20 protein-coding genes and 6 pseudogenes are annotated in these 24736 nt (G+C 59.8%); 19 read left to right on the top strand and 7 right to left on the bottom strand.

What is annotated here, in order from left to right:
- The first annotated feature begins 144 nt into the window (after nt 1-144).
- The 3 genes and pseudogenes from NKH99_RS25065 to NKH99_RS25055 all read left to right on the top strand — a co-directional run.
- Complete coding sequence (locus NKH99_RS25065; RefSeq protein WP_353016138.1) at nt 145-1227, top strand: HPP family protein; 1083 nt, start codon at nt 145-147, stop codon at nt 1225-1227.
- 1585 nt (nt 1228-2812) lie between these two features.
- On the top strand, nt 2813-4468 hold the full coding sequence (locus NKH99_RS25060; protein WP_353016135.1) for an MFS transporter: 1656 nt from the start codon (nt 2813-2815) through the stop codon (nt 4466-4468).
- Between the two features lie 32 nt (nt 4469-4500).
- Nucleotides 4501-5050, top strand: a pseudogene (locus NKH99_RS25055) (ABC transporter transmembrane domain-containing protein); the annotation flags it as partial.
- On the opposite strand, the gene NKH99_RS25050 reads toward NKH99_RS25055, so the two are convergent.
- Together NKH99_RS25050 and NKH99_RS25045 are read right to left on the bottom strand one after the other, a co-directional pair.
- Complete coding sequence (locus tag NKH99_RS25050) at nt 5025-5630, bottom strand: cold-shock protein (RefSeq protein WP_352595612.1); 606 nt, start codon at nt 5628-5630, stop codon at nt 5025-5027. The pseudogene NKH99_RS25055 and the gene NKH99_RS25050 sit on opposite strands and share 26 nt — an antisense overlap.
- 272 nt (nt 5631-5902) lie before the next feature.
- Nucleotides 5903-6119: pseudogene (locus NKH99_RS25045) on the bottom strand (3-methyl-2-oxobutanoate hydroxymethyltransferase); the annotation flags it as partial.
- Nucleotides 6120-6266: 147 nt separating this feature from the next.
- Here NKH99_RS25045 and NKH99_RS25040 point away from each other — a divergent pair.
- On the top strand, nt 6267-7229 hold the full coding sequence (locus tag NKH99_RS25040; RefSeq protein ID WP_353016131.1) for an NUDIX hydrolase: 963 nt from the start codon (nt 6267-6269) through the stop codon (nt 7227-7229).
- A gap of 7 nt (nt 7230-7236) precedes the next feature.
- Here NKH99_RS25040 and NKH99_RS25035 read toward each other — a convergent pair.
- Nucleotides 7237-7581: pseudogene (locus NKH99_RS25035) on the bottom strand (transposase); the annotation flags it as partial.
- Nucleotides 7582-7720: 139 nt separating this feature from the next.
- Here NKH99_RS25035 and NKH99_RS25030 point away from each other — a divergent pair.
- Nucleotides 7721-8005 (top strand): hypothetical protein, encoded by a 285-nt coding sequence (locus NKH99_RS25030; protein WP_353016128.1) that lies wholly within the window; start codon nt 7721-7723, stop codon nt 8003-8005.
- Nucleotides 8006-8171: 166 nt separating this feature from the next.
- Here NKH99_RS25030 and NKH99_RS25025 read toward each other — a convergent pair whose 3' ends face one another.
- Entirely contained in the window at nt 8172-8858 is a 687-nt protein-coding gene (locus tag NKH99_RS25025) for an isopentenyl transferase family protein (protein ID WP_353016125.1), read from the bottom strand.
- A 731-nt stretch (nt 8859-9589) separates the two neighbouring features.
- Between NKH99_RS25025 and NKH99_RS25020 the strand changes: the two are divergent.
- Nucleotides 9590-9930 (top strand): annotated as a pseudogene (locus tag NKH99_RS25020) (PIN domain-containing protein); the annotation flags it as partial.
- Nucleotides 9931-10132: 202 nt separating this feature from the next.
- Here the strand turns inward: NKH99_RS25020 and hemN are convergent.
- Entirely contained in the window at nt 10133-11488 is a 1356-nt protein-coding gene (gene hemN / locus NKH99_RS25015; protein WP_353016122.1) for an oxygen-independent coproporphyrinogen III oxidase, read from the bottom strand.
- 518 nt (nt 11489-12006) lie between these two features.
- Here hemN and NKH99_RS25010 point away from each other — a divergent pair.
- The 9 genes and pseudogenes from NKH99_RS25010 to NKH99_RS24970 all read left to right on the top strand — a co-directional run bounded on the left by NKH99_RS25010 (nt 12007) and on the right by NKH99_RS24970 (nt 19868).
- A complete protein-coding gene (locus NKH99_RS25010) occupies nt 12007-12372 on the top strand; it encodes a hypothetical protein (protein WP_353016119.1) in 366 nt (121 codons plus the stop codon).
- A gap of 159 nt (nt 12373-12531) precedes the next feature.
- A complete protein-coding gene (locus NKH99_RS25005) occupies nt 12532-13689 on the top strand; it encodes a porin (protein ID WP_353016116.1) in 1158 nt (385 codons plus the stop codon).
- A 14-nt stretch (nt 13690-13703) separates the two neighbouring features.
- Nucleotides 13704-13913, top strand: a pseudogene (locus NKH99_RS25000) (bifunctional hydroxymethylpyrimidine kinase/phosphomethylpyrimidine kinase); the annotation flags it as partial.
- Between the two features lie 402 nt (nt 13914-14315).
- Nucleotides 14316-15848, top strand: coding sequence for a Fic family protein (locus NKH99_RS24995; protein WP_353016113.1), 1533 nt, complete (start codon nt 14316-14318; stop codon nt 15846-15848).
- A 15-nt stretch (nt 15849-15863) separates the two neighbouring features.
- Nucleotides 15864-17633 carry a prenyltransferase/squalene oxidase repeat-containing protein gene (locus NKH99_RS24990; protein WP_352617042.1) on the top strand — a complete coding sequence of 590 codons (1770 nt, stop codon included), beginning with the start codon at nt 15864-15866 and terminating at the stop codon, nt 17631-17633.
- A gap of 176 nt (nt 17634-17809) precedes the next feature.
- Complete coding sequence (locus NKH99_RS24985; protein WP_353016179.1) at nt 17810-18571, top strand: HsdM family class I SAM-dependent methyltransferase; 762 nt, start codon at nt 17810-17812, stop codon at nt 18569-18571.
- Between the two features lie 31 nt (nt 18572-18602).
- The gene (locus NKH99_RS24980; RefSeq protein WP_353016109.1) at nt 18603-18995 is read left to right on the top strand and encodes a hypothetical protein; all 393 of its coding nucleotides are present in this window, start codon (nt 18603-18605) and stop codon (nt 18993-18995) included.
- The gene (locus NKH99_RS24975) at nt 18992-19183 is read left to right on the top strand and encodes a type I restriction enzyme subunit R domain-containing protein (protein WP_353016106.1); all 192 of its coding nucleotides are present in this window, start codon (nt 18992-18994) and stop codon (nt 19181-19183) included. Before NKH99_RS24980 ends, NKH99_RS24975 begins: the two co-directional genes overlap by 4 nt.
- Nucleotides 19184-19244: 61 nt before the next feature.
- Nucleotides 19245-19868 carry a hypothetical protein gene (locus tag NKH99_RS24970; RefSeq protein ID WP_353016103.1) on the top strand — a complete coding sequence of 208 codons (624 nt, stop codon included), beginning with the start codon at nt 19245-19247 and terminating at the stop codon, nt 19866-19868.
- A 741-nt stretch (nt 19869-20609) separates the two neighbouring features.
- Here the strand turns inward: NKH99_RS24970 and NKH99_RS24965 are convergent.
- Entirely contained in the window at nt 20610-20822 is a 213-nt protein-coding gene (locus tag NKH99_RS24965; RefSeq protein WP_353016184.1) for a hypothetical protein, read from the bottom strand.
- Here NKH99_RS24965 and glyA point away from each other — a divergent pair.
- The 3 genes and pseudogenes from glyA to NKH99_RS24950 form a co-directional block, all read left to right on the top strand.
- Nucleotides 20775-21136 (top strand): annotated as a pseudogene (gene glyA / locus NKH99_RS24960) (serine hydroxymethyltransferase); the annotation flags it as partial. The gene NKH99_RS24965 and the pseudogene glyA overlap by 48 nt on opposite strands.
- Before the next feature lie 54 nt (nt 21137-21190).
- Nucleotides 21191-22366 carry a methionine adenosyltransferase gene (gene metK, locus NKH99_RS24955; RefSeq protein ID WP_353016101.1) on the top strand — a complete coding sequence of 392 codons (1176 nt, stop codon included), beginning with the start codon at nt 21191-21193 and terminating at the stop codon, nt 22364-22366.
- Nucleotides 22367-22476: 110 nt separating this feature from the next.
- Nucleotides 22477-23469 carry an adenosine kinase gene (locus NKH99_RS24950; RefSeq protein WP_353016098.1) on the top strand — a complete coding sequence of 331 codons (993 nt, stop codon included), beginning with the start codon at nt 22477-22479 and terminating at the stop codon, nt 23467-23469.
- A gap of 32 nt (nt 23470-23501) precedes the next feature.
- On the opposite strand, the gene NKH99_RS24945 is transcribed toward NKH99_RS24950, so the two are convergent.
- Complete coding sequence (locus NKH99_RS24945; RefSeq protein WP_353016095.1) at nt 23502-24176, bottom strand: transposase; 675 nt, start codon at nt 24174-24176, stop codon at nt 23502-23504.
- 288 nt (nt 24177-24464) lie between these two features.
- Here NKH99_RS24945 and NKH99_RS24940 point away from each other — a divergent pair, with 288 nt between their 5' ends.
- Nucleotides 24465-24725 (top strand): MFS transporter, encoded by a 261-nt coding sequence (locus tag NKH99_RS24940; RefSeq protein ID WP_353016092.1) that lies wholly within the window; start codon nt 24465-24467, stop codon nt 24723-24725.
- Nucleotides 24726-24736 lie beyond the last annotated feature (11 nt).

Genomic DNA, 24736 nt, shown 5'->3' with positions numbered 1-24736 from the left:
ATGTCTGCACCCATTTGGCAATGGCCGTTTCGCGCAAAAGTATTCCCCCGTGAGCCGGCTTTCCGAATTGGCTTAACTTCCAAATCTGTGGCTTTGCCTGCATTGCGGAGCGCGGAGTTCCGACCACTCGCCCAAGGGTATGCCATGGCGTTTCGTCTCTTTGTTCCGATCCTTGCCGGTGCAACGCTGCGCGAGCGGCTGCTCGCCTGCATCGGGGCCATGATCGGCATCGCATTGACTGGCGTGATCGGTGCGCTGGCGAACGGGTCTGGCCCACATGTCGCACTGCTGGTTGCTCCAATGGGAGCATCGGCCGTGCTGCTCTTTGCCGTGCCTTCAAGCCCGCTGGCGCAACCTTGGTCGATTATCGGTGGCAATACGATTTCGGCGCTGGTCGGGGTGACCGTGGCGCATTTCGTGCATGAACCCGTCCTTGCTACCGGCATTGCGGTGGCGCTGGCCATCGCCGCCATGTCGTTCACGCGCTGCCTGCATCCGCCGGGTGGCGCCGCCGCCTTAACCGCGGTGTTCGGCGGACCGGCCGTCTTCAGCTCGGGCTTGCTGTTTCCCTTCGTTCCGGTAGCGCTGAACTCGATCGTGTTGGTCGCACTCGGCTACGGCATCCATAAACTATCGCGGCGCAACTATCCGCATGTGGCGGCCCCCGCCCTTAAAAGCGCGCATGGAACCATCGATCCGCCGGCGCGGGAGCGGGTCGGCTTCCAGCCCGAGGATGTCGATGCCGCGCTCGGCGCGCTGGAGGAAACCTTCGATATCGACCGCAACGATCTTGAGCGGCTGCTACGGCAGGTCGAGTTGCAGGCGATGGTGCGCTCCCACCGGACCCTGCTGTGCGAGGACATCATGTCGCGCGATGTGATTTCGGTCGATGAACATGCGCCTGCCGACCAGGCGCGTCATTTGCTGCTCGATCACAACATCCGGACGCTGCCGGTGACCGACGCCGGGGGCGGGCTGGTCGGTGTAGTTGGCCTGCGCGAGCTGACGAAGGCGACCGACACGGTGAGGGCTGTGATGTCGAAGGCTAGCACCGCCTCTCCCGATACGCCGGCGATGAGCCTGCTGCCGGTGCTCACCGACGGCCGCAGCCATGCCGTGGTCATCGTCGATGCCGAGCGACGCATTATTGGGCTGATCACCCAGACCGACCTGCTGGCAGCGGCAGCGCGCGTGCACATGGCGGACACAACGCTGGCAGCGGCATAAAATAGTAATCCGGACTTGCTCAATCCGGAGAACCCGATGGGGCGCCAATAGGATAGCGGTATCAAGTGCGGCCTTCCGCCTAAGACAATTCCTTTTTACGAGTAGATCAACCCTGAAACGCGACCGCGTGCTCAGGCATCTGGTTCACTTAGGCCAAGTACGACTGCAACAACGGACACTCTTCAACCTTGCCGGTGGGCAGAGCCAGTCCGCTATGTCGACCAAAGGCGCGGACTACAAGTGGAACCATCTGGTGGACGGCTCCTCTGCAACGATGGTAGCGCGGTTCGCGTGTCCAAGGCTGGGTTGAAGCTCTACGTCGCGGGTTGAGTGATCGTTGGCAAGGGTCGCGGCTCAGACGTCGAGGACGCGGTTCGCAATTCCATGCAGGTGGTCCTTTCCTTTGGTTCCTGCATTTCGCCTATGGTGAGGCGCCGCCGACTCCCGTCATGCATCACGCCGACGACCGCCGCTTCCTCGCCGCGCCAAGGGTTTGACTAGGCCGACGATAGACCATGCGATAAGCAATTCCGAAACGATGTGGCTTCCTTGCGCGAAGTCGGCTCTGTCGAACAGCGATGTCAACATGATCCTGAGTTCCGAGGGTTCGCCGCGCATCAATCCTATAACCTTGATGACGTTCCTGACTAGGAGGATGAGGCTGCTCCAACACGTCCACGGTGTTAGGAATTGCCATTGCACGAGTTGATCTCGGACTTCTTCGTCGCGCGTCGCCAATTTCCAGCCCAATACCGCGCCTACGCTTGGTACCCGAACCACGCGGCCTATCGCCCTCATGCCCACTTCGAGGACCCTCCAGGATCGGGCCTGTTCGGATAGGTGTGGGAGGCCGAAGCATCAGGGGGGACGGCCAGACGCTACCATGCGGATGCGCCATCTGCCGAAGAGCCGTACCGTTACCTTCGTCACTGTGCGGAACGCGGGGCGACCGTCGCGTCAGCCATCCGGCTTTGGGTGTCATTTCTCCCCTGGCGGAGTCCACCGCCCCTGACCAAAGCCTGACCTTTGCCAGTCTTCTACGGGCAAGCGTTCGCGCCAAAAGTTCAAAGCCGCGTCCATAACATTCAACAATGAAAGTCAGCCTCATCAGATCGAGCAGAAAGTCGTCGATGGCATGTGTGAGCGCGTCAGACTTTTGTTCAAGCTGAAGCAGCAAGGCGCGCGCCTCTTCGATCGCGGCCCGGCAACCGTCTGCGTATATCAGCAATCAATCCTGTCTAAGATCTGCAAGCCCTCACCTCGCCCCAAGCCAGACTCAGCGCATCGAACGCCGTTGGAGAGAGTTTCCGACGAAAGAACATCGTCGCGTTTCGGGAAAAGGCATCGCTCGGCAAAGTGCCCGTTGATGAAGCATGCTGTGTCAAACGACAAGCAAGAATCCGGGCTCCACCCCGTGATGTCTTCGAAGGCGGGGTGAGCCGGCTCGGGCATGCGTCTCGGCCGCAACCCTTAATCACGAGGAACTGTGCCGCAAGGCAAACAGTTTCTCTCTATTCTTCTAGCCGCCACGGTTCAGCCTAGATTACATGGGAAACGGCAATAACGCAAAGCAAAGGGTGGCAAAATGAGTAGGGTGGCTGGATCAAATGATGATTTGGCTGCACCAACGACCTTTGCGCCACTTTTGCAGCCCACCTTTCGTTCGATCTGGCTCGCCACGCAAGTCTCGAGCCTCGGCTGGTTGATGCAGACTGTTGCCATCAGTTGGCTGATGGCTACCATCTCGACTTCCGATCTGATGGTTGCGCTGGTGCAGGCTTCATCGAACCTGCCCGCTTTCATTTTGTCCGTGTTCGCCGGGGTTCTCGCTGACAATTTCAGCCGTCGCAGGGTTATGTTCGCGGGCCGCTGCCTTATGGTGATAGCATCTGCGATGCTGACCGCTGTTGTAGCGCTGGGCTTTCTCGACCCATGGATGATTCTCGGCTTCAGCTTTTTAATCGCATGCGGCGGCGCTCTCAACGATCCCGCCTGGCAGGCGTCGGTTGGCGATATGGTGGACCGGCGCGATGTTCCCGCTGCCGTTACCCTGCTTTCCGTTGGCTTCAACACCGTACGGACCGTGGGCCCGGCGCTCGGCGGCATCGTGGTTGCCTCCTTCGGGCTTTTGGCCGCTTTTACCGTGACCACCCTCACCTATTTGGTACCCTTGGCCACCATATGGCGCTGCAAGTGGAAGGTCCGCTCGTCGCCTCTTCCGCGCGAGTCGATGAGGAGAGCCATCTATGACGGGCTGCGCTTCACGGCGATGTCATCGGAAATCAAAGCGGCGATCGCACGCGGAACCCTCTTTGGCCTGGCGAGCATCGCCATACTCGCGCTGCTGCCGCTGATTGTCCGCGACCAGTTGGGAGGAGGCCCGCTCGCCTATGGCACGCTCATGGCAGGTTTCGGAACAGGCGCGGTCTTCGCCGGCCTCTCCAACAGCCTGTTCAGACGGAGCTTGTCGCAAGAAAAGCTGATGAGGCTCTCCTGCGTCGCCTGCGCGGCGTGCTCCCTCTCCCTGGCGCTTACCTCTTCGATCGGCGTGGCGGCAATTGCACTTGCTTTGGGCGGCGCAGGCTGGGTCACTGCCTGGTCCGGGGTTGGCGTGAGCGTGCAGCTGGCAAGCCCGCGCTGGGTCGTGGGGCGCACGATCTCCATCTACTATGCATTGATAGACGGCGGCATAGCGGCCGGCAGCTGGGTGTGGGGCACCGTTTCCCAGAACCATTCGCTGACCTGGGCGCTAGAGGGTTCCGCTGCGGCCCTGCTGCTCGTTGCTGCAGCCGGCGTTCTGTTTCCTCTTCGCGAGCGCCGCGAGTCCGAGCCCGATCCTTTGGAGGAATTCGACGCCCCAGCTGTCGCTCTCAGTTTGAAGCCGAGAAGCGGCCCGATCGTGGTCAAGATCGAATATCTGATAGCCGAGAGAAATGTCGAGGCCTTCCTCGACCTCATGCGGCAGCGGCGTCATGTACACAGCCGCGTCGGTGCTCGGAACTGGACGCTCCAGCGCAACCTTCAGAAGCCTATGCAGTGGACAGAAACGTTCCGAACGCCGACCTGGACCGACTACCTTCGCCTCAATCATCGTCTCACGGAAGTAGACAAGGAACTGGACGAGCGTGTCTTCCAGTTACACGCGGGAGAGAAAGCGCCTCAAATGACGCTTTCGATTGAGCGGCCGACAAGCTCGGCCCGGAAACCCGACCAGTCAATCCTTCACCTTCCCCGTCATTGAAGCCTGACCTTCCCATATCTGGGCATCAGCGATCGTTAAAGATCCGGGTGATGGATGAGAATCTCGGCGGCATCCGTGTCGTGCGTGCCTTCGCCGCGCAGCCGCACGAGCTGGAAAAGTTCGACCGCGCCAAGCAGGACGCGCCTTGATCTCGCCAATGAGCGCGTTGACATCCGTGTCGGCAACACCAGCGCCATGAATTTCTCGTTCCTGACCGCCATGGGCCTGGTGCTCTGGTTCGGTGGCCAGAAAGTGATCGCAGGTCAAATCAGCGCCGGCACGCTGGCCCTGTTGCTTACCTTCATGACCATTCTACAGATGCCGGTGCGCTAGCTCGAATTGATGGTCAACTCGTTCGCGCGCGCCTCGACCTGCGGCACGCGGCTGTTCGAGTTGCTCGACGCCGAACTTGACATCGAGGACGCGGCGGGCGCCAGGGATCTCGTCGTCACCGACGGCGTGCTGCGCTTCGACAATGTCGGTTTCTGCTACGCGGGCTCGGGCGGCCGCCCGACGCTCTCCGGCATCTCCTTCGAGGCGAGCAATGCATCGCCGTCTAGGCAAGGCGAATGCTCCGGACTTCCCAGCCTTTCTTGCCTTGCCCGCATTCGACAAACACCTTCTGTCCCGCCACCAGCACGCTGAGCCCTGAGCGCGTCAGGGCGCTGGCATGAACGAAGACGTCCTTCTCACCGTTGTCAGGAGCAATGAAGCCGAAGCCCTTTTCGGGTTTGTACCACTTGACCGTGCCCCCGCTCTCCAGCTGCGCACCGGTTTCAACGAAGGTCCCTCCAGCGACGCGCGTATGTGACGGAGTTTTCGCGCGGTGATCGCCGATCTCCAGCACCTGCGCGACTTGATGACCTTTTGGACTTTTTTCGACCGTGATCTTGAGAGGCGTTCCCGCGGCAACATCCCGGCTTCCGGCCGCCTCTAACACTCGCACGTGCAGATAGGCCTCCGTGCCGTCCGACAGTTTGACGAAGCCAAAACCCTTGCTGACTGTGAACCACAATACCTCCGCATCGACAGGATCTGCCGTCACGGTCGGCGGGCGCTGAAAATAGCTTGGCTCGGAAGTCCGTTCCGAAAAGGAAACGGGGTCATCGTCATAGCGATGCCGGCGTGGCTCGCGATGGTCTCGATATTTGCCCATGATCATCTCGACTGGCATGGATGGCGCACTGCGCTACCGTCAAGATAATCTCAATCGGGCGACGCGTTTATGTCAAAAAGGCCCGTGAAGACCGCAGCTGTGCCCGGCCTATCGGCCGAACCCTTTGAAACTAGATTCATTTCCCCTGAAACAATAGTGCCGGCGAGTCGATTTACTGACTCGCATAGGTTGTGTTGGAGCGAGAGTGCGATGATGCTGGCGCGGGCGCACTGGAAGGGCTTTATCAGGCAGCGGAAAGCCTGCTCCGGGTTTCTTCAAAAGGAACCGAACGGCGGGTCGACGACCATTTGCGCCGACTCCAGGCCACGGTGCAGGCCTGACCGTGCATGATCATCATCTCCAGCGTCACACCCAGCGTCGACGCCAAGCCGTGGAGAACCATGCCGCGCTGTCGCCGACGAGAACAACGTCGCAATGTCGATCGACGAGCTTTGAATCGGCGCACTCAATGGGCCTCCTTCCCCAAGCACGGATGTCGCGTTGGCACTTTTTGTGCAGCTGCGAAGAGCTAAAATCGCCACGACGGGTGGTGTTGACGCGCCGACAATTATCAGACAAAAACGGAATTCAATCGGTTCAGCCGCCTACGCGGCAGGGCTCTGCTCAACGACGTCGGGGACCATGGACGATCGCGCAAAAGGGATTAGGAAAGGCGGAGCTGGAGGCAAGGCCAACGACGTCAATGCGGACTTGATCGCCGTTGTGGTCGCCATGGACAGCAGCGCCCCCTGCGTTCTGACCATCCCGCAGGCAAACGCCCTGCCCTCCGGCCCGTTCGAGCTTGCTCACCGTTCGCTGCAGTCGGGCCTCAGGGGATGGGTGGAACAACAGACCGGCCAGCCGCTCGGCTATATCGAACAGCTCTACACCTTCGCCGATCGCGACAGGGTTGGCGCTGACGACCGCGTGGTCTCTATCAGCTATCTGGCGCTCACCCACCAAGACGAAGCTGGCGACCCGGCCGGGCGACACTGGGGAAGCTGGTACGACTATTTCCCGTGGGAGGATCACCGCTCCGGCACACCGGCGGTCGTGTTGGACGAATTGCGGCCGCGCCTGATGGAATGGGCGGATGGCACTGACGAGGGTACGACACGCCTCGACCGACGACGGCGGGCGGCGATCGCCTTCGGCTTTGACGACCGCCATTGGAACGAGGAACTCGCGCTTCAACGTTATGAGCTGCTCTACGAAGCCGCCCTGGTGGAGGAAGCAATACGCGCCGGACATTCCGCTGCGCCCACCTCGGTGTCGGGCAGATCGATGATCGCCGATCATCGTCGCATCCTGGCGACCGGCATTGCGCGGCTGCGCTCCAAGATCAAATACCGGCCGGTCGTATTCGAACTGATGCCGCCGGTCTTCACGCTTTTGCAGCTGCAGCGCACCGTGGAGGCGCTTGCCGGCAGGCTCGTGCGTAAGCCGAACTTTCGCCGGCTGATCGAGCAGCAGGAGCTGGTCGAGGAGACCGGTGAGACAACCGCGGAAACCGGCGGCCGGCCGGCGCAACTTTATCGCTTCCGTCACGCCGTTCTCGACGAGAGGGTGATAGCCGGAACAAAATTGCCGCTCTCGCGGGCTTGACCCGCCTTGCGCCAGCAGCCCTGACGATGTCGCGGACGGCTTGGCCCTTGTGAGAACCGGGATTGTCGAGAATGACGATGTCGCCCGGCTTCAGTGTTTTGTTGAGTTCGGTTTCGACATAGACGCGAAAGGCCTGCGTATTGATGGGTCCGTCAATGACCCAAGGCGCCTCCACTCGATCATGCCGCAGCGCGGTGATGAAGGTCATCGTCTTCGAATGGCCATATGGTGCGTGGGCCATCAGCCGCTTGCCGCGCACACCCCAGCCGCGCAACGGCGCCATGTTGGTCTTGACCCATGTTTCATCCAGGGAGACCAGGCGCGTAGGGTCAATGCGGGTCTGATAGCGCATCCATTGCGCACGCCGGCGCATCAGCTTTGGCTTGAGCTGCTCGGCCGGCAGAACGGTTTTTTGAAGCTCTTGCCCTCGCGGTGCAGGAAGCGACCGACGCTCGCAGGAGACCACGTTCAGCCAGTGCCGCCGTCAATTGATGAAGCGTCATGTTGGCATCTCGCTCAACCTCGCCCAGGACGAAAGCACGGTGCTCCCCGTCGATCAGATAGGGCCGATGACCACCCATCTTGCCGGGTGCCGCACTGCCAAGGCGACGCTTGCGGCCTCGGGCGTTTCCTGGGCGAAGGCGGTGGCGATGAAAGCCGAGACGACGCCACAGACTGGGCTGGCGGATAGTAGTTCGCGAGTCAGCCACGGTAGCGGTCGCTACGAACCGCGCAGCACTTTGTCATCGGTACATTCCGTCCCATGCCTGAAATGAGCAGTGCAGCCATGTCGCGTCCTCCGCAGTCACCGTGGCGAAAGCAATCCTTCCGCTGCCACACGGACCTAATGTCGCCGGGCACTAGCTTGCTTCAGCAAACCACTTAGCGCAATTCTCAGGAGCTACCGTGCCCGCACCGCAGGCGAGGTCCGGGGAGGCTTGCTCACTCAGTTTGCCATTCTGGAAAGTCGCGTTCTTGCCAACGCGCATATTCGAGATATTCTCTCGCAATCGCCTCTACAAGATCTTGTTGGAGCTCTTTGCGAAGGCACGGCATTTCGCTGATTGCCAAGCTGTGCTCTCTCGCAAAATGAATGGCGCAACGATATCCGTCAACGTCTTCCAAAGTGGGACGGACTGCATCTTCCTTCCACTGATCCGCAAGTTCCTGCAGCAATGAAGGTTGTCCTTCTCTTGTGACAAACATCTCTGTGACCCGACGCTTGGCTCTCTCCAGAAAGGCGTCCGAGTTGCCGAGCCGCAACCGCCTTACATGCCACCGAAAAGCGCCATCCCAATGCTGACTCCGCGCCATTAAATTGAGAAGGGAGATCGAACCGCCTTCGAGGATGAGCCCCGGCTGGGAACTACGCTCATCCACTTGCATTATCAGCTTACGATGGGCGGTCTCGGCGTCGATGATGCCCGCGGTTAGCGGGCGCGAATCCAAGTAGATCCGCTGGGTAGATTGCAGTTCGGAATCCGAGGGACGCCCGCTGCCGGTGGCGATTTGAGGACAGCATTGTACACGATCCAGCGCAATGACCGGCCATCCGGTCTCTCGTGCAATTTGGATTGCCGCGTCTGTTTTGCCGCTGCAGGTCGGCCCGTAAATCAAATAGATTAGCATGTGTATGCCGCTTAGTTTATCGGAACTAACCCCCCCAAGCACAAGATACTCGGTAGGCTTTCACCGGACTTGTCGCAAACATTTTGACAAGCGGCGATTATGCCCTGAAACGACGCCATTTTCGAACTTTGTGAAGTCCGAAAGGGCGCAAGCAGCCCGTTCTGGTCGTTCAGTCCAGTCACCAACGCCTCTGTTTGACGTTTGACGACGGTCCACTTTGCACATCTCATGCCGACTGTGACGCAACGCGGCACCGCAGGATGGTGACCTCGTTGTCTCCGGCAAAAGATCCTTGCGCGTCTTGGGTTAATCGAGGCGGCGGCGCACGGGCGCCTTATTGTCTCGGAACATGGCCAGGAAGGCGGCTGATCAACAAAAGTGGAAGACGGTGTCCCGACGACCTCACCGATTTGTGAGGCGACCGAGGATCTGCCCGACATCGTCGATCTCGTCTTCGAGGTGGGCCGTGTGCCGGCCGCGCCGCCAAAGCCTCCTCCCCTGCCGGTCCGGCTGGAAGCCTCGTCGAAACGGCACAGGAGTACACCAAAGCCGCCAGCGCGCAAACACACAGACCGCCGGCGCCAAGGATTTGGCGCTTTTTGCGTGGCGTCCGCTCGATCTTCCGGAAGGGGAGCTGGCTGCTGTTTTCTGGGCACTCGCTGCGCATCGCCGCTGCGCAACGCCGAACTGGACATCGAGCGGCTACGCGATGAACCGCATGGTCTGCCATTGTGAGGCTCTTGCTCGACACTAATGGCCTCTCCGAGGTGACGAGGCCGAGCCCTGACGCGCGCGTGCTGGAATGGATGACGGGCTCGATGAAGACCGCTCATTTATCAGCGTTGTGTCGATCGCCGAGATCCGGCGCGGCGCTGCCCTCATGGACAAAGGTCGGAAACGTGACGCACTGGCCGGATGGCTCGCCCGGGACCTGCCGCAGCGCTTCGAGCCGAGAGTCCTGCCCGTGGACGAACTGGTTGCCCTGGCCTGGGGCGACCTAACGGGCCTCGCGAAGCGGCGTGGCCGCGGTCTGTCATCGATGGACGGGCTAATTGCAGCCACCGCGATTTCCTGACCCATCACATGGCGGGGATATTCATGCGCTGACGGCGAAACACCCAGATGCCCCGCACCTACCACGATCAATATGGAAACGCCTCGGTGGCAGCCACGAGGTCGATGTCATTGAAGATGAGATGAAATAGGCGGATCAGCTCTGCTTTTCGCATCCTTGACGCGCGCTTCATGACAGGCCTCAGCCAAGGGCGTCGAGTTTAGCTTCCGGTTGGATGCTTGCCCTCACGTGTGGCTATGCGCCGATCGAGAAAAGCATCGAACGCGGCAGCGACAGCGCGAATTATAAAGCGATGCTCCCGCCGTACGCGGACAAAACCGTTTTCGAAGTCCACTATCCCGTCCTCGGCCAGCATCGCCAAGCGTTCAGCTGAATCGAGAAGACGGATCGGATCAGATCCGTGGGCGGCACAGATTGCCTGCACATCGGCCTCGAGATCGCACATTAGTCGCTCGATAATTGCGGCTCGCACGCGGTCGTCGTCGGTGAGGCGATAGCCCTTTGACGTCGCCAGACGGCCAGCTGCGATGTGCTGGATGTAGGAATCCCGTGTAACTTCGTTTTGGACGTACCCCTCGCCAACGCGGCCGATAGCCGACGCGCCGAATCCGATCAGGGTTCTGCAGGTGGTGGCCGAGTAGCCCAGCGAGTTACGCCGCAGGCGACCCGTTTTCTGTGCCAGCGCGAGCTCGTCGTCCGGCAAGGCGAAATGGTCGAGCCCGATCTCGCGGTAGCCGGCGGCAATCAGCGTCGCGGCCACGGCCGCATACTGTTCGGCGCGGGCAGCGCTGCCCGGAAGAACTGCCTCCTCGATGAGGCGCTGATTCTTTATAAGCGACGGGATGTGCGCATAGCCGAACACCGCAAGCCGGTCGGGGCGCATTGCGACCGCCGCCCTCGCGGTCTCGACGCAGGACTGCACCGTTTGATGCGGGAGACCGAAGATGAGGTCGAAGTTGATGCGGCTTACTCCATGCCGGCGCAGCATTTCCACGGCAGCCGACGTCTGCGCCTCACTCTGAACCCGGTTGATTGCTTTTTGAACAATGGGATCGAAGCTCTGCACGCCGAGACTCACACGGTTCACGCCGGCTGCTCCTAAGGCCTCGGCCATCTCGGCCGTGAACGTGCGCGGATCAATCTCGACGGCAACCGTAGCTGTTTTCGTGAGAGCGAAGCGGCGTCGCAGGAACTCCATCAGAGCCAGGAACTCGGCTGGTCCTATGAGAGACGGCGTTCCACCGCCGAAATGCATGTCGCTCACGGGCAGCGTCTGCGGCGCTCGCTCCGAGACCAAACGGATCTCGTCACGCAGGGCCGCCAGATAGTTGAGGATCGGCGCATCATGGCGGGTGATGGTGGTGGGGAAGCCACAATACCAGCAAGCTGATCGGCAGAACGGAACGTGGAAATAGAGCGACACCGGATCGTCAGCCGGCAGGTTCCTGAGCCATTCCTCATAAGCCTCGGCGCCGACCGCCCCAGAGAACTCCGACACAGTCGGATAGATAGTGTACCAAGGCAGGCCGGCCTCGCGATATTTTGTGGTCTGCAACAGTTACCGTCCCATGCTGATAACCACCAACCTTACCGCTGCGCTCGCCTGTGTCTTTGCGCTATGTCAGTCCGTTCCGCTTTGGGCTCGAAACTTGTATTTCTCAGCAATAGCGGCCGTTCAGTCTTGGCTGGACGGTCAGCGACTGGCCATGGCTGTTCCCGCCGCGACCCTCACGCGCACCGTTTGGTTCCACCATCCCTTCCCTTCAGCCTGCGCTTGGTCGAGTAGATTCTGCTGAGCGCGGCTGCCGCATCCAATGAGATAACACGGCGTTGGGACCAGACTTTGCTCGCCAGCTAGCGCAGCCCCATAGTGATCTCTGGCATCTCGATGAGCTCGTTGTGTGAATTGCTGGCAAGAAGCATTAGCTGTGGCGCGCCGTCTATCAGGACGAGAGGCTGCTCGACGCGACCGTCAGGTCGGCCGCAATGCCAAGGCCGGCGCGCCTACTGACTCCGTGGTGGAGGCAAGGCTGCGCGTTCAGCGCGTGATTACCGATCATCGCGCTCGCCAAAATGACGGCGTCGTACCGAGCGGCGCCGCCGCATGATGTCTCAACGTCGGGGCTCATAGCAAACAAAGCTGTCGCCATTGAACGAAACTGTCGCGAAGCGAACAGACGAACCGTAGCCGAAACGTTTGCCGTTCGTGCTTGGGTTGATCCGCAAGGCAAAAAGGAAGGAAGAGCGAACCAAGGTCCGCCGGCACACTTGAGCTTCAAGCCGCAGCTGCGTCGTCACGATGGCACGTCATTTGCAGTAGAAGCCTTTGTGACGGCCCGCCCACAACTAGCGGAGATGACGGGGATGATTTGTACAGAAATGTTGGATGGCGTCGTTTCGGCGATAATTATATTTGCAATAACAATTGCATATTTGTAACAATAATACCAATCATATTCTCGATTACTGATGAACATCTGGCGTGACGAGCGCATCAAAACTGCACAAATTCAACTCGGCGCATGGTAATCAACTGTTTCCTTAGCAAGAGTTCATCACTGACGTCCATTCCTTTTACTCTTTGAACGGAGATCAACAATGAACATTAGGAGCCTCCTCCTCGGCTCAACTGCGGCACTGATTGCCGTTTCCGACGCTCGCGCCGTGACCGCCGTTGCCGAGCCTGACCCGACTGAGTACGTTAAAGTCTGCGACGTCTACGGCTCGGGCTACGTCTACATTTCAGGCACTGAGACCTGCGTGCGCATCGGCGGCTATGTCCGTTACGACGTCGGCTTGGGCCATGTCGGATTGGTTGATCACGCAAGAACCTCGGATGTGAGGACTGGTGAGCATCAGGGCACATGGCAAAACAACACGCGCTTCACATTGAAAACTTGGACCGGCCAGGAGACCGAACTCGGCACGTTGAAGACCTACACCGAAACCCGCATGAACTTCGGCAACCGCCACACTTCGGTTTCGGACAGTTCTCGGTCCTATGCCTTCAACGGAGACAGCACCTTGACTTTCGCCTGGATTCAGCTTGGTGGCCTCCGAGTTGGTAAGGACTGGTCGGCCTTCGACATGTTTATTGGCGGCGCGGGTGACGTACTCAACCAGACGCCGGTTCCGTACGGCGCTTTCGATACCAATGTGGTTCAGTACTACTTCGACGCCGGGAACGGCTTTTCGGCCGTGGTTTCGCTCGAAGAAGGCTCGGGCGTGGTCGGCACAATCGACAGCTACGCACCGCACGTAGTCGGCGGCTTGAAATACACACATGGCTGGGGCGCGATCACCGGCGTTGCCGCTTATGATAGCAACTACGAATCGGTGGCCGCCAAGGTCCGTGTCGACATCAATGTCACCAACGAACTGTTGCTGTTCGGAATGCTCGGCTACGGTTCCAACGGCAAGCTCAACGACGACTCCACGAACGCCATCGACGCTCATGGTCGCGGCTTCTATAAGAGTTGGGGCGGGAACTGGGCTTTCTGGGCTGGCGCCATTTACAAGCTCAACGAGACAACTTCGTTCAACCTTCAGCTCTCCGGTGATCAGCTCAAGAACCATGGTGTCGCTGCAAACGTCGCCTATGCGTTTCTTCCAGATTTCACAGTTACGGCGGAACTCGACTATGGCCGCTACGGCAACTTCGCCGTCGGCAAGGTGGACGCTTCCAACGTGAACTGGACCAACGCCAACGAGAAGAGCAGTGTCGGCGGAATCCTGCGTTTCGAACGCTCATTCTAACGGATGAAAGGGCGCTGAGGCAGGCATCGCATGTACTTGTCGTCGGCGGATCGGACTCCAGTGGGGGTGCCGGAATCGCGCGCGATATCGAGACGCTCTCCTCCATGGGCGTGCGCAGCTGCCTTGCCGTCACTGCGGTGACGGTGCAAACACACGACAGCGTCACGGACATCCTTCATCTGCAACCCGGTCTGGTGGCCGATCAGATGCGTGCAGCGATCTCGCGGGCGTCGCGGCGTAGTGAGCGCGGGCGCGGCCGTGATGATCGTGGCGGGAGGGAGAGGTAAGGAGCGTCTTTCCTTTGAGAATTCGCGTTTACGGTTACCCACGATGCACAACGGGCGAGTTTTTCAAAGAGGCGCGTCCTCCTTCGAAGCGCTTCGGAGGGCCAGGCTCTAGGCTCGCCCCGAGCCCCTGCGTAGCCTGCGGGGGAGCTGGGTCTCGGCCCATCCGGGTAACGATCCTTCGCGCGGCTATGGAAACGATCGCATTTCCCGATTATCGCATAAAAAACTTGTTATCGCACGACTTAAAAAACTTGCAACTCAACAGCATCATTGACTTGTCGCTTATCAGCACTATATACTTGTAATCGCACAGCTCTAAAAAGTTGCAAAGGCACGGCCATGGCCAAGCCCCATGAAAAACTCGCTGTATCACTGGCCGGCCTCAGAGAGCTGCAGGAGGGTGGGCGGCGCATATTCAAATCAGATGAGCTGACCCGCGTCCACCGGGAGCGGCTGCTGCAGAACGGGTTCCTGCGCGATGTTATCAAAGGCTGGCTCATGTCGACCGGCCCGCAGGCACGGCAGCAAGACACCACCCCTTGGTACGCGAGCTTCTGGGAGTTCTGCTCCCTTTACTGCAATGACCGGTTCGGCAAGGACTGGTTCCTCTCACCGAAGCAGTCGCTGCTTCTGCACGCGGAAGCGCCCACTATTCCGCCTCAGGTGGTGGTGAACACCCCCAAAGGTACGAATAACAAAATCGACCTGCTGTTCGGCACTTCGCTCTATGACCTCAAAGTCAAGGAGATGCCGGCCGAACTGACAGAGAAAAACGGCCAGCGCGTGTTCACTGTCGAGGCCGCCCTTACCCGGGTGCCGGAAGCGTTCTTCCAGCGCGCCCCTATCGAGATGCAGATCGCCATGGCGTCGGTGCGCGACGTATCAACCGTTCTGGCCCTGCTGCTTGATGGCGGCCATTCCGCCGTGGCGGGACGGCTTGCGGGGGCCTTCCGTCGCGTAGGACGCGACTCTTTTGCCGATGAAATCGTGGCCGCCTTCAAAGCCGCCGGCTATGACGTGCGCGAATCCGATCCGTTCGCGGGACAAATTGGAGTGACAACTATTGCGGCGGGCGTACCGCCGTTGGTCGCCCGCCTGCGCGCGATCTGGCAATCGCAGCGCGAAGTCATCATCGAGATATTCCCGAAGGCACCCGGACTGCCGTCCGACAAAGACGCCTATATGAAGTTCGTCGAGGATATCTACGAAAGCGACGCCTACCATTCGCTGTCGATAGAAGGGTACAGCGTCACCCCGGAACTCATCGACCGGGTGCGCGAGGGGAGCTGGAATCCGGAGATTGATGAAGAGGACCGCAAGAACCGGGATGCGCTTGCCGCGCGTGGCTACTACCTCGCATTCCAGAAGGTCAAAGACTCTGTTGCCGCGATCATCAACGGCAAGCCAGCCGGCGCGTTGACGCGGGACACTCACCGGGAGTGGTACCGGGAGCTGTTCGCGCCGTCAGTGACCGCCGGCATCCTCAAAGCCAGCGCGCTTGCGGGATATCGCAATCACCCTGTGTACCTGCGCGGCTCGCAGCACGTGCCGCCGCGTACCGAAGCGGTGGCCGATGGTATGAATGAACTGTTCGACCTGCTGGAGGCGGAGAAGGAGGCCTCCGTGCGTGCCGTGCTGGGGCATTGGCTTGTGGGCTATGTGCACCCCTATCCGGACGGCAACGGACGGATGGCGCGGTTCCTCATGAACGCGATGCTGGCTTCAGGCGGTTATCCTTGGACAGTCGTCAGAGTCGATGACCGGAAGGCCTACCTCGCAGGGCTGGAGGAGGCGAGCGGCAATATGAATGTGAAATCATTCGCCGCCTTTCTCGCCGAACGGGTGAAGTGGTCTATGGAGAACGCGGCGTGAGGTCGGTGGTGTGCTATGTTTAACTTGCTTGTCTCGGGCCACGGCGAGTGGTGGGAAACGCCGCCGTTCACGTCAACCATTGACCGGTTCAAGGAATATAGCGGCGCCGAGGCCGAGGCTATCGACCTCGCGCGCCCTGAAACATTGCGCCGGCTGGAGGAAATCCCGGCGCTGTTGATGTACGAAGTCGGGGCGGGAGGCCCGCACGCGCGCGTGGTCCGGCACGGCCGCATACGCAATATCGTTCGGCGCGGACACGAACTGGCCTTCACCTTCGAGCCCGATCCGGAACATGCCTTTCTCGACCGGTCAGCGGTGTTGAGAATTGCGGACCGGCTGGGCATTCAACAGTTCGAACAGCACCGTACGCACTGGGCGATCAAGGATGGTGACATTCCGGCCGAGCTGATTGCCACCGGCACCGCTGAACGGGCGCAGCGCACCGTTGCCGTGGTTGCGGCAGAATATGTAGAAGCGCGCCGCGAGGGACGAAGGAGAGAAGCTGCCGAACTGGCCGAAGAACTGGAGGATTTTCCTCCCTCGCTGGAGAAAGCACTGTCGCTCGTGCCGGCGCGTATCCTTCAGCAGCCGACACCCGAATTATACCCGATCCTTGGGATAGAGCCCCGCACGCCCGAAGGCCGCAACGCCGTCGTGGCCGTCGTCGCAAGGGATCACAATGGGCAGGACTTGCCTGCCGACTGGTCTTATTCGCTGGCGTGGTTCCTGGACCTTTACGGCAGCGCGACGGAAGCGGGGCGCCTTGACGGCGCGCTGGCCGAATGCGCAACGCATATGATCGCGCTCGGCACTGGCGAGGGAGAAGCTGCCGCCCCGGTTGAAGATATCGGCTACGCACTCTGGCGCTGTTCGCGAAGCCCGAAACTTATCGGCGATCTGCGCCGGGAAATTGCGGTCCTGACTGATCGCCTCGTGCGCCGCCAGGAGGGTGGGGGCTACTGGAATGAAACTAGAGAAGGGGTTCCCCGGCCCGGCCTGCGCGCCACGGCCCTTGCGACAGTCGCCCTTCAGCGGCTTGGCGATGACCGCTACCACGACGCAATTCGGAAAGCCGTGTCATGGCTGATCACACAAGTTATTCCTGACACAGGCGCGCTTCCGCGCGACGCGGGCGACGACGATCCCGAGGTCATCGCCACGACACTCGCGATGGAGGCTATTCGCCGGTCTGATTTTGTCGATGACGTGCCCCACGTGCTGGCGGCTGGAGATGCCTGGCTGGTCTCCGGTCAGACCGTGCTGGGAGGCTGGCAGGCAGAGCCGTGGGCAGAGGATTTTGTCGCGGCCTTGGTGCTTGAATATCTCGCGCGCCAAAACGAGATGCTGCCGCAGGTCGATGGCTTTCTCCTGATGGCGCGCGACTTCTTCCGCAAGGCAGAAGAGCTGCAGCTGGAAGGCGGCGCCAATAATCGGCGGCTTGCTGCCATAGCGACCGTGCATGCTGTGGAAATGTTCCTCTATGGGCTGTTTGAGCGGCGGGAAGATTTGGCGCTGTCAGCCTTCCGCGAAAACGGCACTGAGACGCTCGGCCCCCGGGAAGCGCTCGGCGCTCTGCAGGCTGCGTTGCAACGGATCGGGGTGCTGCACGCGCCGCAACGGCTGTCCCACCGCGACAATCTGAGTGCGTTGGTCGGGCGGCGTGACGGGATCATCCATCGCGCTCACGAAATTAGCGAAGCGGAACTCAGAGACGGGATGAAGCATGCCCGGCGCTTTATCGAAAAGTATGCCCGGTCGCTGCTCGACTTGAACCTGTTACAGTGAATGTACGTGATTGAGGGGGATGATGAAAAGAAGCGATATTCCAAAGGATGTTATGGCGGCTATTCCGCAAGGCCGCGGAAGAATATGGGGGCAGCGATGCCCCGGCGACATGGCCCCGGATGTGCTGATGACCGGACGTTACCAGTTCGGCAGCAACGAGCGCCGATGGCGACGACATTCTCGGCGATGCCGACGAATATCTGATGCGCCATTTCGCGACTGAGAGCGGAAAGAGCAAAGGCCAGTTCTACACCCCCGCCGAAGTCAGCCGCATCATGGCGCAGATCATCGGCATTCGGTCCGCCAAGACCAGCGGCGACACCACCGTCTACGACCCGACCTGCGGATCGGGATCGCTGCTGCTGAAAGTGGCCGACGAGGCCGGGACCAATGTCACGCTCTACGGGCAGGAGAAGGATTCGGCCACCAGCGGTCTCGCGCGCATGAACATGATCCTGCACAACGCACCCACCGCGATGATCATGCAGGGCAACACCCTCACCGATCCCAAATTCCGCGACGGCGATGCGCTCAAGACCTTTGATTACATCGTCGCCAATCCGCCCTTCAGCGACAAGCGCTGGAGCACCGGGCTTGACCCGCTTCATGATGAGCTGATCGCTTTAAGTCGTTTCGGCGTACCGCCCGCCAAGCAGGGCGATTACGCCTACCTGCTACACATCGTCCGGTCGCTGAAGAGCGCCGGTAAGGGCGCCTGCATTCTGCCGCACGGCGTTCTCTTCCGCGGCAACGCCGAAGCCGAACTCCGGCGCAACCTTGTGCGCAAGGGATACATCATCCACACCTACAAATTCAGCGAGGCGGTGGAGGACGAAGTCGTTCTCGACCTCGTTTTTTATGAAGCACGCGATATCGACCAGCGCCTGGGTTCAGAGGACAAATTGATCAGTGGTTCGATGCCAAAACCAAGGCCCTGAATGACTGGCAAAGGGATGAGCTAAAAAAGAAATGGGGCACGATGTAAAACGTGCTCAGCTCGCGATCCCGCATGGATCGTGTCGTCAGCGGCACGTCTTCGATTTCAGCGTGAAGCCCCGCCTGTCAAGCGAACGCGGCAACGCAATTCTCGTGGCCTCCAGCATCTACGAAGCCTGCAAGCACTTCGAGCTTTTTCAAAAGACCCCGTTCCGCAACACGTGCGCCCTGATCACATCGTACAATCCGAATGCGCAGGACATCACAAAGGAAGAGACGGGCGCCAACACCGATATCGACCGGCAGGTCATTTACAACACCTACACCGAGTTGCTGAAGGGCGTTGAGGCCATGGGGGTTTGTCCAAAACCGAGGTGTACGAGGAGGCGGCCAAGGCTCTTTTCACCAAGGAGCCGGCGAACATGAAGCTGCTGGTGGTCGTCGACAAGCTGCTCACAGCTTTCGATGCGCCACCCTGCACCTATGTCTACATAGACACGTCTATGCAGGACCACGGCCTGTTCCAAGCGATTTGCCGGACCAATCGGCTTGACGGCGAGGACAAGGATTTCGGTTATATCGTCGCCTACAAGGGCCTGTTCAAGAAAGGTTGAGAATGCGATCGCGGTCTATACGTCGGAACTTGATCATTCCGACGACGGGCCGGCTCTGGATGTGCTGCTCAAGGACCGTCTGAAAAAGGAAAAGAACGTCTCGATCAAGCCCTGGAACGCATTGTCCTGCTTTGCGAGCGTGTGGAGCCGCCGAAAGGAGAACTGGAATACATCCACTTCTTCTGCGGCAACACCGAAATCGCGTCAGACCTTAAAGAGCGCGAACCTCAGCGCGCGGCCCTGTACAAGGCAACCGCAGGGCTGCTGCGGGCGTATGCTAGCTAATATCGCGGATGAAATGGATGCCGCAGGCTACAACAACGCCCACGTTGCCCGCATCAAGAAACAGGTCGAGCATTACCTGAATGCGCGGGACACTGTGCGTCTGGCCAGCAACGAAAGCCTCGATCTGAAGGCCTACGAGGCTGATATGCGGCACTTGATCGACACATATTTCAAAGCCGATGAGCCCCGCAAAATCTCACCATTCGACGGCATGAGCCTCCTTGAGCTCAGCTCGTTTGGGAGGACGTGCTGGACGATAGGGTCACCATTCCCCGCAAAATCAAGCAGTCCAGCGAGCGTAAAATCCAGGATCAAGCTGACCGCATATGGAATCTTCTCACTACGCTTTACTACACGGGAACAGAGCGTATCCCTTGGCGCCGGAAGAAGATCGGATTGAAAGGGAACCTTCTTTGTCATCTTTGCATCACGGTCAGTCTGCTCGAGATTGACCGCTGCAAATCGGGAGCACGAGCGGGCTGGGCAAACGTTGCAACAGATCCTTCAAGGAAATTCATAGACTCTTAGCAACTCCGGTTCGCTGTGAATGGTAGGCTTATTGCAACGTCTGAGGTCAGTGGGGTCCAAACCGTGGCGCCGCTTATTCTCCGACCCGCCGAACTGCGTGCAATTTCGGCTAAAGGCAATGGCAAGAAGAGCGCCCATCTTGTTTGTTCAACACAGCCATATCGGCTCAAAACAGTATCTTCACGGCCACCGACATTGTCCGGTCGATGGACAATCAACCATATAATTTGGTTCGAAAGCCGCAACATCTGTGGAGAACGCGAAATGACAAATTCAGTAGGACGAGTGCCCAGGCTTTCCAAGTGGCTTGGTCCTGAGCAATGCTGACACTGGTCAGTCGCCTACGGACGGCAGCGCATTTAGATCGCCTTCGAATCCTAGGTCTTTGCGCGCACGCGGACCTAACTGTCTGCCAGCTAGCGGAGATTCTGGGTCTGCGTCGTGAGCACGTTGTACGACACGTCCGGCTGCTGGCCAGAGCCGACTTTCTTTACTGCAACGAACAACGCCCGTGGTGCTCGTACCATCTCAAAGCAGCAGGTAAGGACGGCGGGCTGGTTCAGTTGTTGGTTGATCTCCTGCCCCACGGCGATGGCTATCACAAACGAGACCTTCAACGGCTCGAAGCGACACAAGACGCGCCGTCGAAGGGGATCGCATGCTTGACCGTGAAATAGATCCAATTGGAGCGCGAAACCACCATGGACAACTCCGCCGACGGCGCCATCGCGCCGCCCGACACTTGCGGACGGTCTCGCTTGGCGGCCTCTGGCCCACGCTTCTGGACCGAGGTTATGACCTGGTCACCGGGGGCACTGACAATCACATGCTGATCCTTGATCTTCGCGATCGACCACTATCAGGCAAGGCCTATGCCGAGCGGTTAGCGAAGGCAGGCATCATTATGAACTTTAAATGGTGCCTGGCGACCCGCGGGATCCGGCGGTCACAAGCGGAATTCGCTTGGGGTCGCCAGCAGTGACGTCCATGGGCATGCGCGATGTGGAAATGGTGCAAATTGCTGGCTTCATTGACTGCGTCCTCCGGCGGCCTGATTACGAAGATCTCCATGCCTGCGTGCGAAGAGACGTTGCCGATTTGTGCGCTGCGTTCGAGGTCCCGGGCATCACCAACAGGTAAGGTGGGCTAAGCAAAATGCCCCATACAACTCCAACACCCGAAACGAGGCATTTCATGGCTAGGCAGTTCGTGTTCTCCTCCGAATCGGTTGGCGCGGGACACCCGGATAAGTTGGCCGACAACATCTCGGATGCCATCCTCGATGCCATCCTCCGCACCGATCCCAAGGCGCGCGTCGCCTGTGAAGCGTTGGTAAAATCAGGGATAGTCGTTCTGGCTGGCGAGATTACCAGCGATGCGCGGGTGGATTATAGCCAAGTTGCGCGCGATACGATTCTCGATATTGGATACGACGATGAGGCCGTCGGCTTTGACGGCCGGCGTTGCTCCGTCGTTCATGCACTCACCGAGCAATCGCCCGACATTAGCCAGGGCGTTGACGAGGGACGAGGGCAGGACCTCCAGCAGGGAGCGGGAGATCAGGGCCTCATGTTCGGCTACGCATGCCGCGAAACCGATACCTTGATGCCTTTGCCGATCCAGCTCGCTCATCGCTTGACGAAACGACAGGCAGATGTCCGGAAAGCACGACAGCTTGGCTGGTTGGGTCCTGACATGAAATCCCAAGTCTCAGTGCGTTATGAGGGGTTGCGCCCGGTCGCCCTTGATACCATCGTCGTATCGACCCAACATGACGAGCAGGTCTCGCAAGAGACGGTCCGCGAGGGCGTCATTGAGGAAATCATAAAGCCTGTCCTGCCGACCCACCTGGAGACGGAAGGCATCAGAATTCTGGTCAACCCGACGGGGAGGTTCGTAGTCGGCGGGCCGCGCGGCGACTGCGGTCTCACTGGACGCAAGATCATCGTCGATTCCTATGGTGGGATGGGTCGTCACGGCGGCGGCGCCTTTTCGGGCAAGGACCCGTCCAAGGTTGACCGCTCAGCTGCCTATGCGGCCCGGTATGTCGCAAAGAATATCGTCGCTAGCGGACTTGCGGACGTCTGCGAGGTGCAGCTTGCTTACGCAATCGGCGTGGCCAGTCCGGTTTCTGTCATGGTCAACACGTTCGGAACAGCGAGGGTTGAGGAAAGAAGGATCGAGCGCCTCATTCTTGAGTTGTTCGATCTCAGACCGAAGGGCATTATCAAGATGCTTGATCTCTTACGCCCTATATACCGCAAGACCGCGACCTATGGCCATTTCGGTCGTGAAGAGCCTGACTTCACCTGGGAGAAGACAGACAGGGCCGACGAATTGCGTCGCGAGGCAGGACTTGCCGCCCCGTGAGGGGCTGGCGCCGAACGGATTGGCAAGCGGAAAGCCCATTCCCACTGGCCAGACCCGCCCGCGGCCGGCATGCCAGAAAGCCGGTGGGTTTTTTGGCGGAGACATGAATTATGCCGGACTATGACGTGCTTTGTATCGGAAATGCCATCGTCGACATCATCGCTCAGTGCGACGAGGCGTTCCTGGAGACCAACGGCATCATCAAGGGCGCAATGAATTTGATCGACACGAGGCGCGCCGAACTGCTCTACAGCCGCATGGGCCCGGCCATTGAAGCCTCGGGCGGCAGCGCCGGCAACACGGCGGCGGGCGTCGCCTCCTTCGGCGGTCGCGCCGCTTTCTTCGGCAAGGTCTCCAACGACGCGCTCGGCGAGATTTACGCGCACGACATCCACGCGCAGGGCGTCGCCTTCGACACAAAACCGCTCGACGGCGAACCACCGACGGCGCGCTCGATGATCTTCGTCACGCCGGACGGCGAGCGCTCGATGAACACCTATCTCGGCGCCTGCATCGAACTCGGCCCGGAGGACGTCGAGGCCGACAAGGCCTCGGGCGCGGCGGTCACCTATTTCGAGGGTTATCTGTGGGACCCGCCGCGCGCCAAGGAGGCGATCCGGCAGACGGCGAAGCTCGCCCATGCGGCGGGGCGCGAAGTATCGATGACATTGTCGGATTCGTTCTGCGTCGACCGCTACCGCGACGAGTTCCTCGACCTGATGCGCTCCGGCACCGTCGACATCGTCTTTGCCAACAGCCACGAGATCAAGTCACTCTACCAGACCGCGTCCTTCGACGAGGCGCTGGCCCGGATCCGCAAGGACTGCAAGATCGCCGCCGTCACCCGCTCGGAAAAGGGCTCGGTGATCGTGCGCGGCGACGAGACCTTGACCATCAATGCGACCAGGATCCGCGAGCTGGTCGACACCACCGGCGCCGGCGACCTCTACGCCGCCGGCTTCCTCTACGGCTACACGCAAGGCCGCAGCCTGAAGCAGTGCGGCGATCTCGGCTCGCTGGCAGCCGGGCTGGTCATCCAGCAGATCGGCCCAAGGCCAAGGCAGAATCTGCGCCGAGAGGCCGAGCAGGCGATATTGCTGTAGGTGGGGAGCCAAGAACCAGCTGCCCACCCTTCTTAATCCAGCCCGAGCCTTTTCTTCAGTTCCGCATTCTCCTTGCGGAGACGATCGGCAAGCAGGCTCTTTAGCCGCTTGTTTTCTTCCTCGAGCGCGACGAGATCCTTCAGCCCGTCACTGTCCGCCGCCGGCGCCGCCGCCTTCTTCCAAAGATAATATGTCTGTTCCGAGATGCCGGCGTGCTTCACCGCACTCTTGAGAGTAGCGCCGCCGCCGATCGAGGTCTCGATCTGCGCCAGCTTCTGGGCACGATCCTTCGCGGAGTAGCTCTTTCGGCCTGTTCGCGCTGACGGCGGTGCTTCAGTGGCCGCGGATATCGGCTTGGCGCCGTTCTTGCGGGCAGGCGAGCTCGCCTCAGCTTCTGGCTTCCTCGACCGCCGCGCTCTCGCCTTCGGTTTTGGCGTTTCCGTTTTGTCTGCCGGTTCGCTAACTACTGCTGACTCGGTTTCCAGAGGATTGGCCATGAAATGCTCCACTCGCGGTTCGTGCAAAGGTTCAGCATCAAGGACCACTACAGTAGAGTCAACAAGCTGACGATTTAACGGCTCGGCTTCCTTTGTTGTCTCGGCCATCGCCGCGGCGATGTCGAAATTGCCCCAGATGGAACGTGCGGATTTTTGATAATTGCGCTTTTGTTTGACTTCCACGGTGAATGGTCGCGTCTGCCGCCTCATAGTTCCTTCCTGAATAGGAGAATGAAGTCGCCGCTCGAATTTTTGGCGCTTCCTGCTTAGCGCGGAGCATTATCGTATAGCCGCTCAACGGGCAAGTGATGCCGGTCTTCGATGGCTGACCCATCTGGGGGATTTGAGCGGCTTCGCGCGTCCTGCGCATGCCTGTAAGGCCGCCAAGTTTTCTGGGTTAGCAGGCGCGCACTGTGGCAGCTTGGCTTGCACGGCGAGGCCATGGTTGAGTGAGGCGAAACAAATCCAACCCCGCGGTCAATCCCGAGGCTTCCCACAATGGCGAAGAGAACATCTTCACTCGTTCCTTTTGAGCACAAGACCTTCCGTTCAATATGGTCGGCTGCACTCATTTCGAACCTTGGCACCCTAGTGGAAGGTGCGGCGGCAGCTTGGCTGATGACGAGCATCGCAGCAGTAATTTTTGATCGCCCATCGTGCTGTGTACCAGCCCTGTGTCTTGCGCAAGTGGTCACGAACGGCTGCCGGAGCCTCGAAGACGCCCTAAAAACACATGCTGCGATTTTTCAACACGCTTGACGTGTTAGATT

The sequence above is a fragment of the Mesorhizobium sp. M0854 genome (assembly GCF_040319815.1).
Taxonomy (GTDB): domain Bacteria; phylum Pseudomonadota; class Alphaproteobacteria; order Rhizobiales; family Rhizobiaceae; genus Mesorhizobium.
Note: the sequence above shows the minus strand (reverse complement) of the source record. Positions and strands in the feature narration are given on the sequence as shown.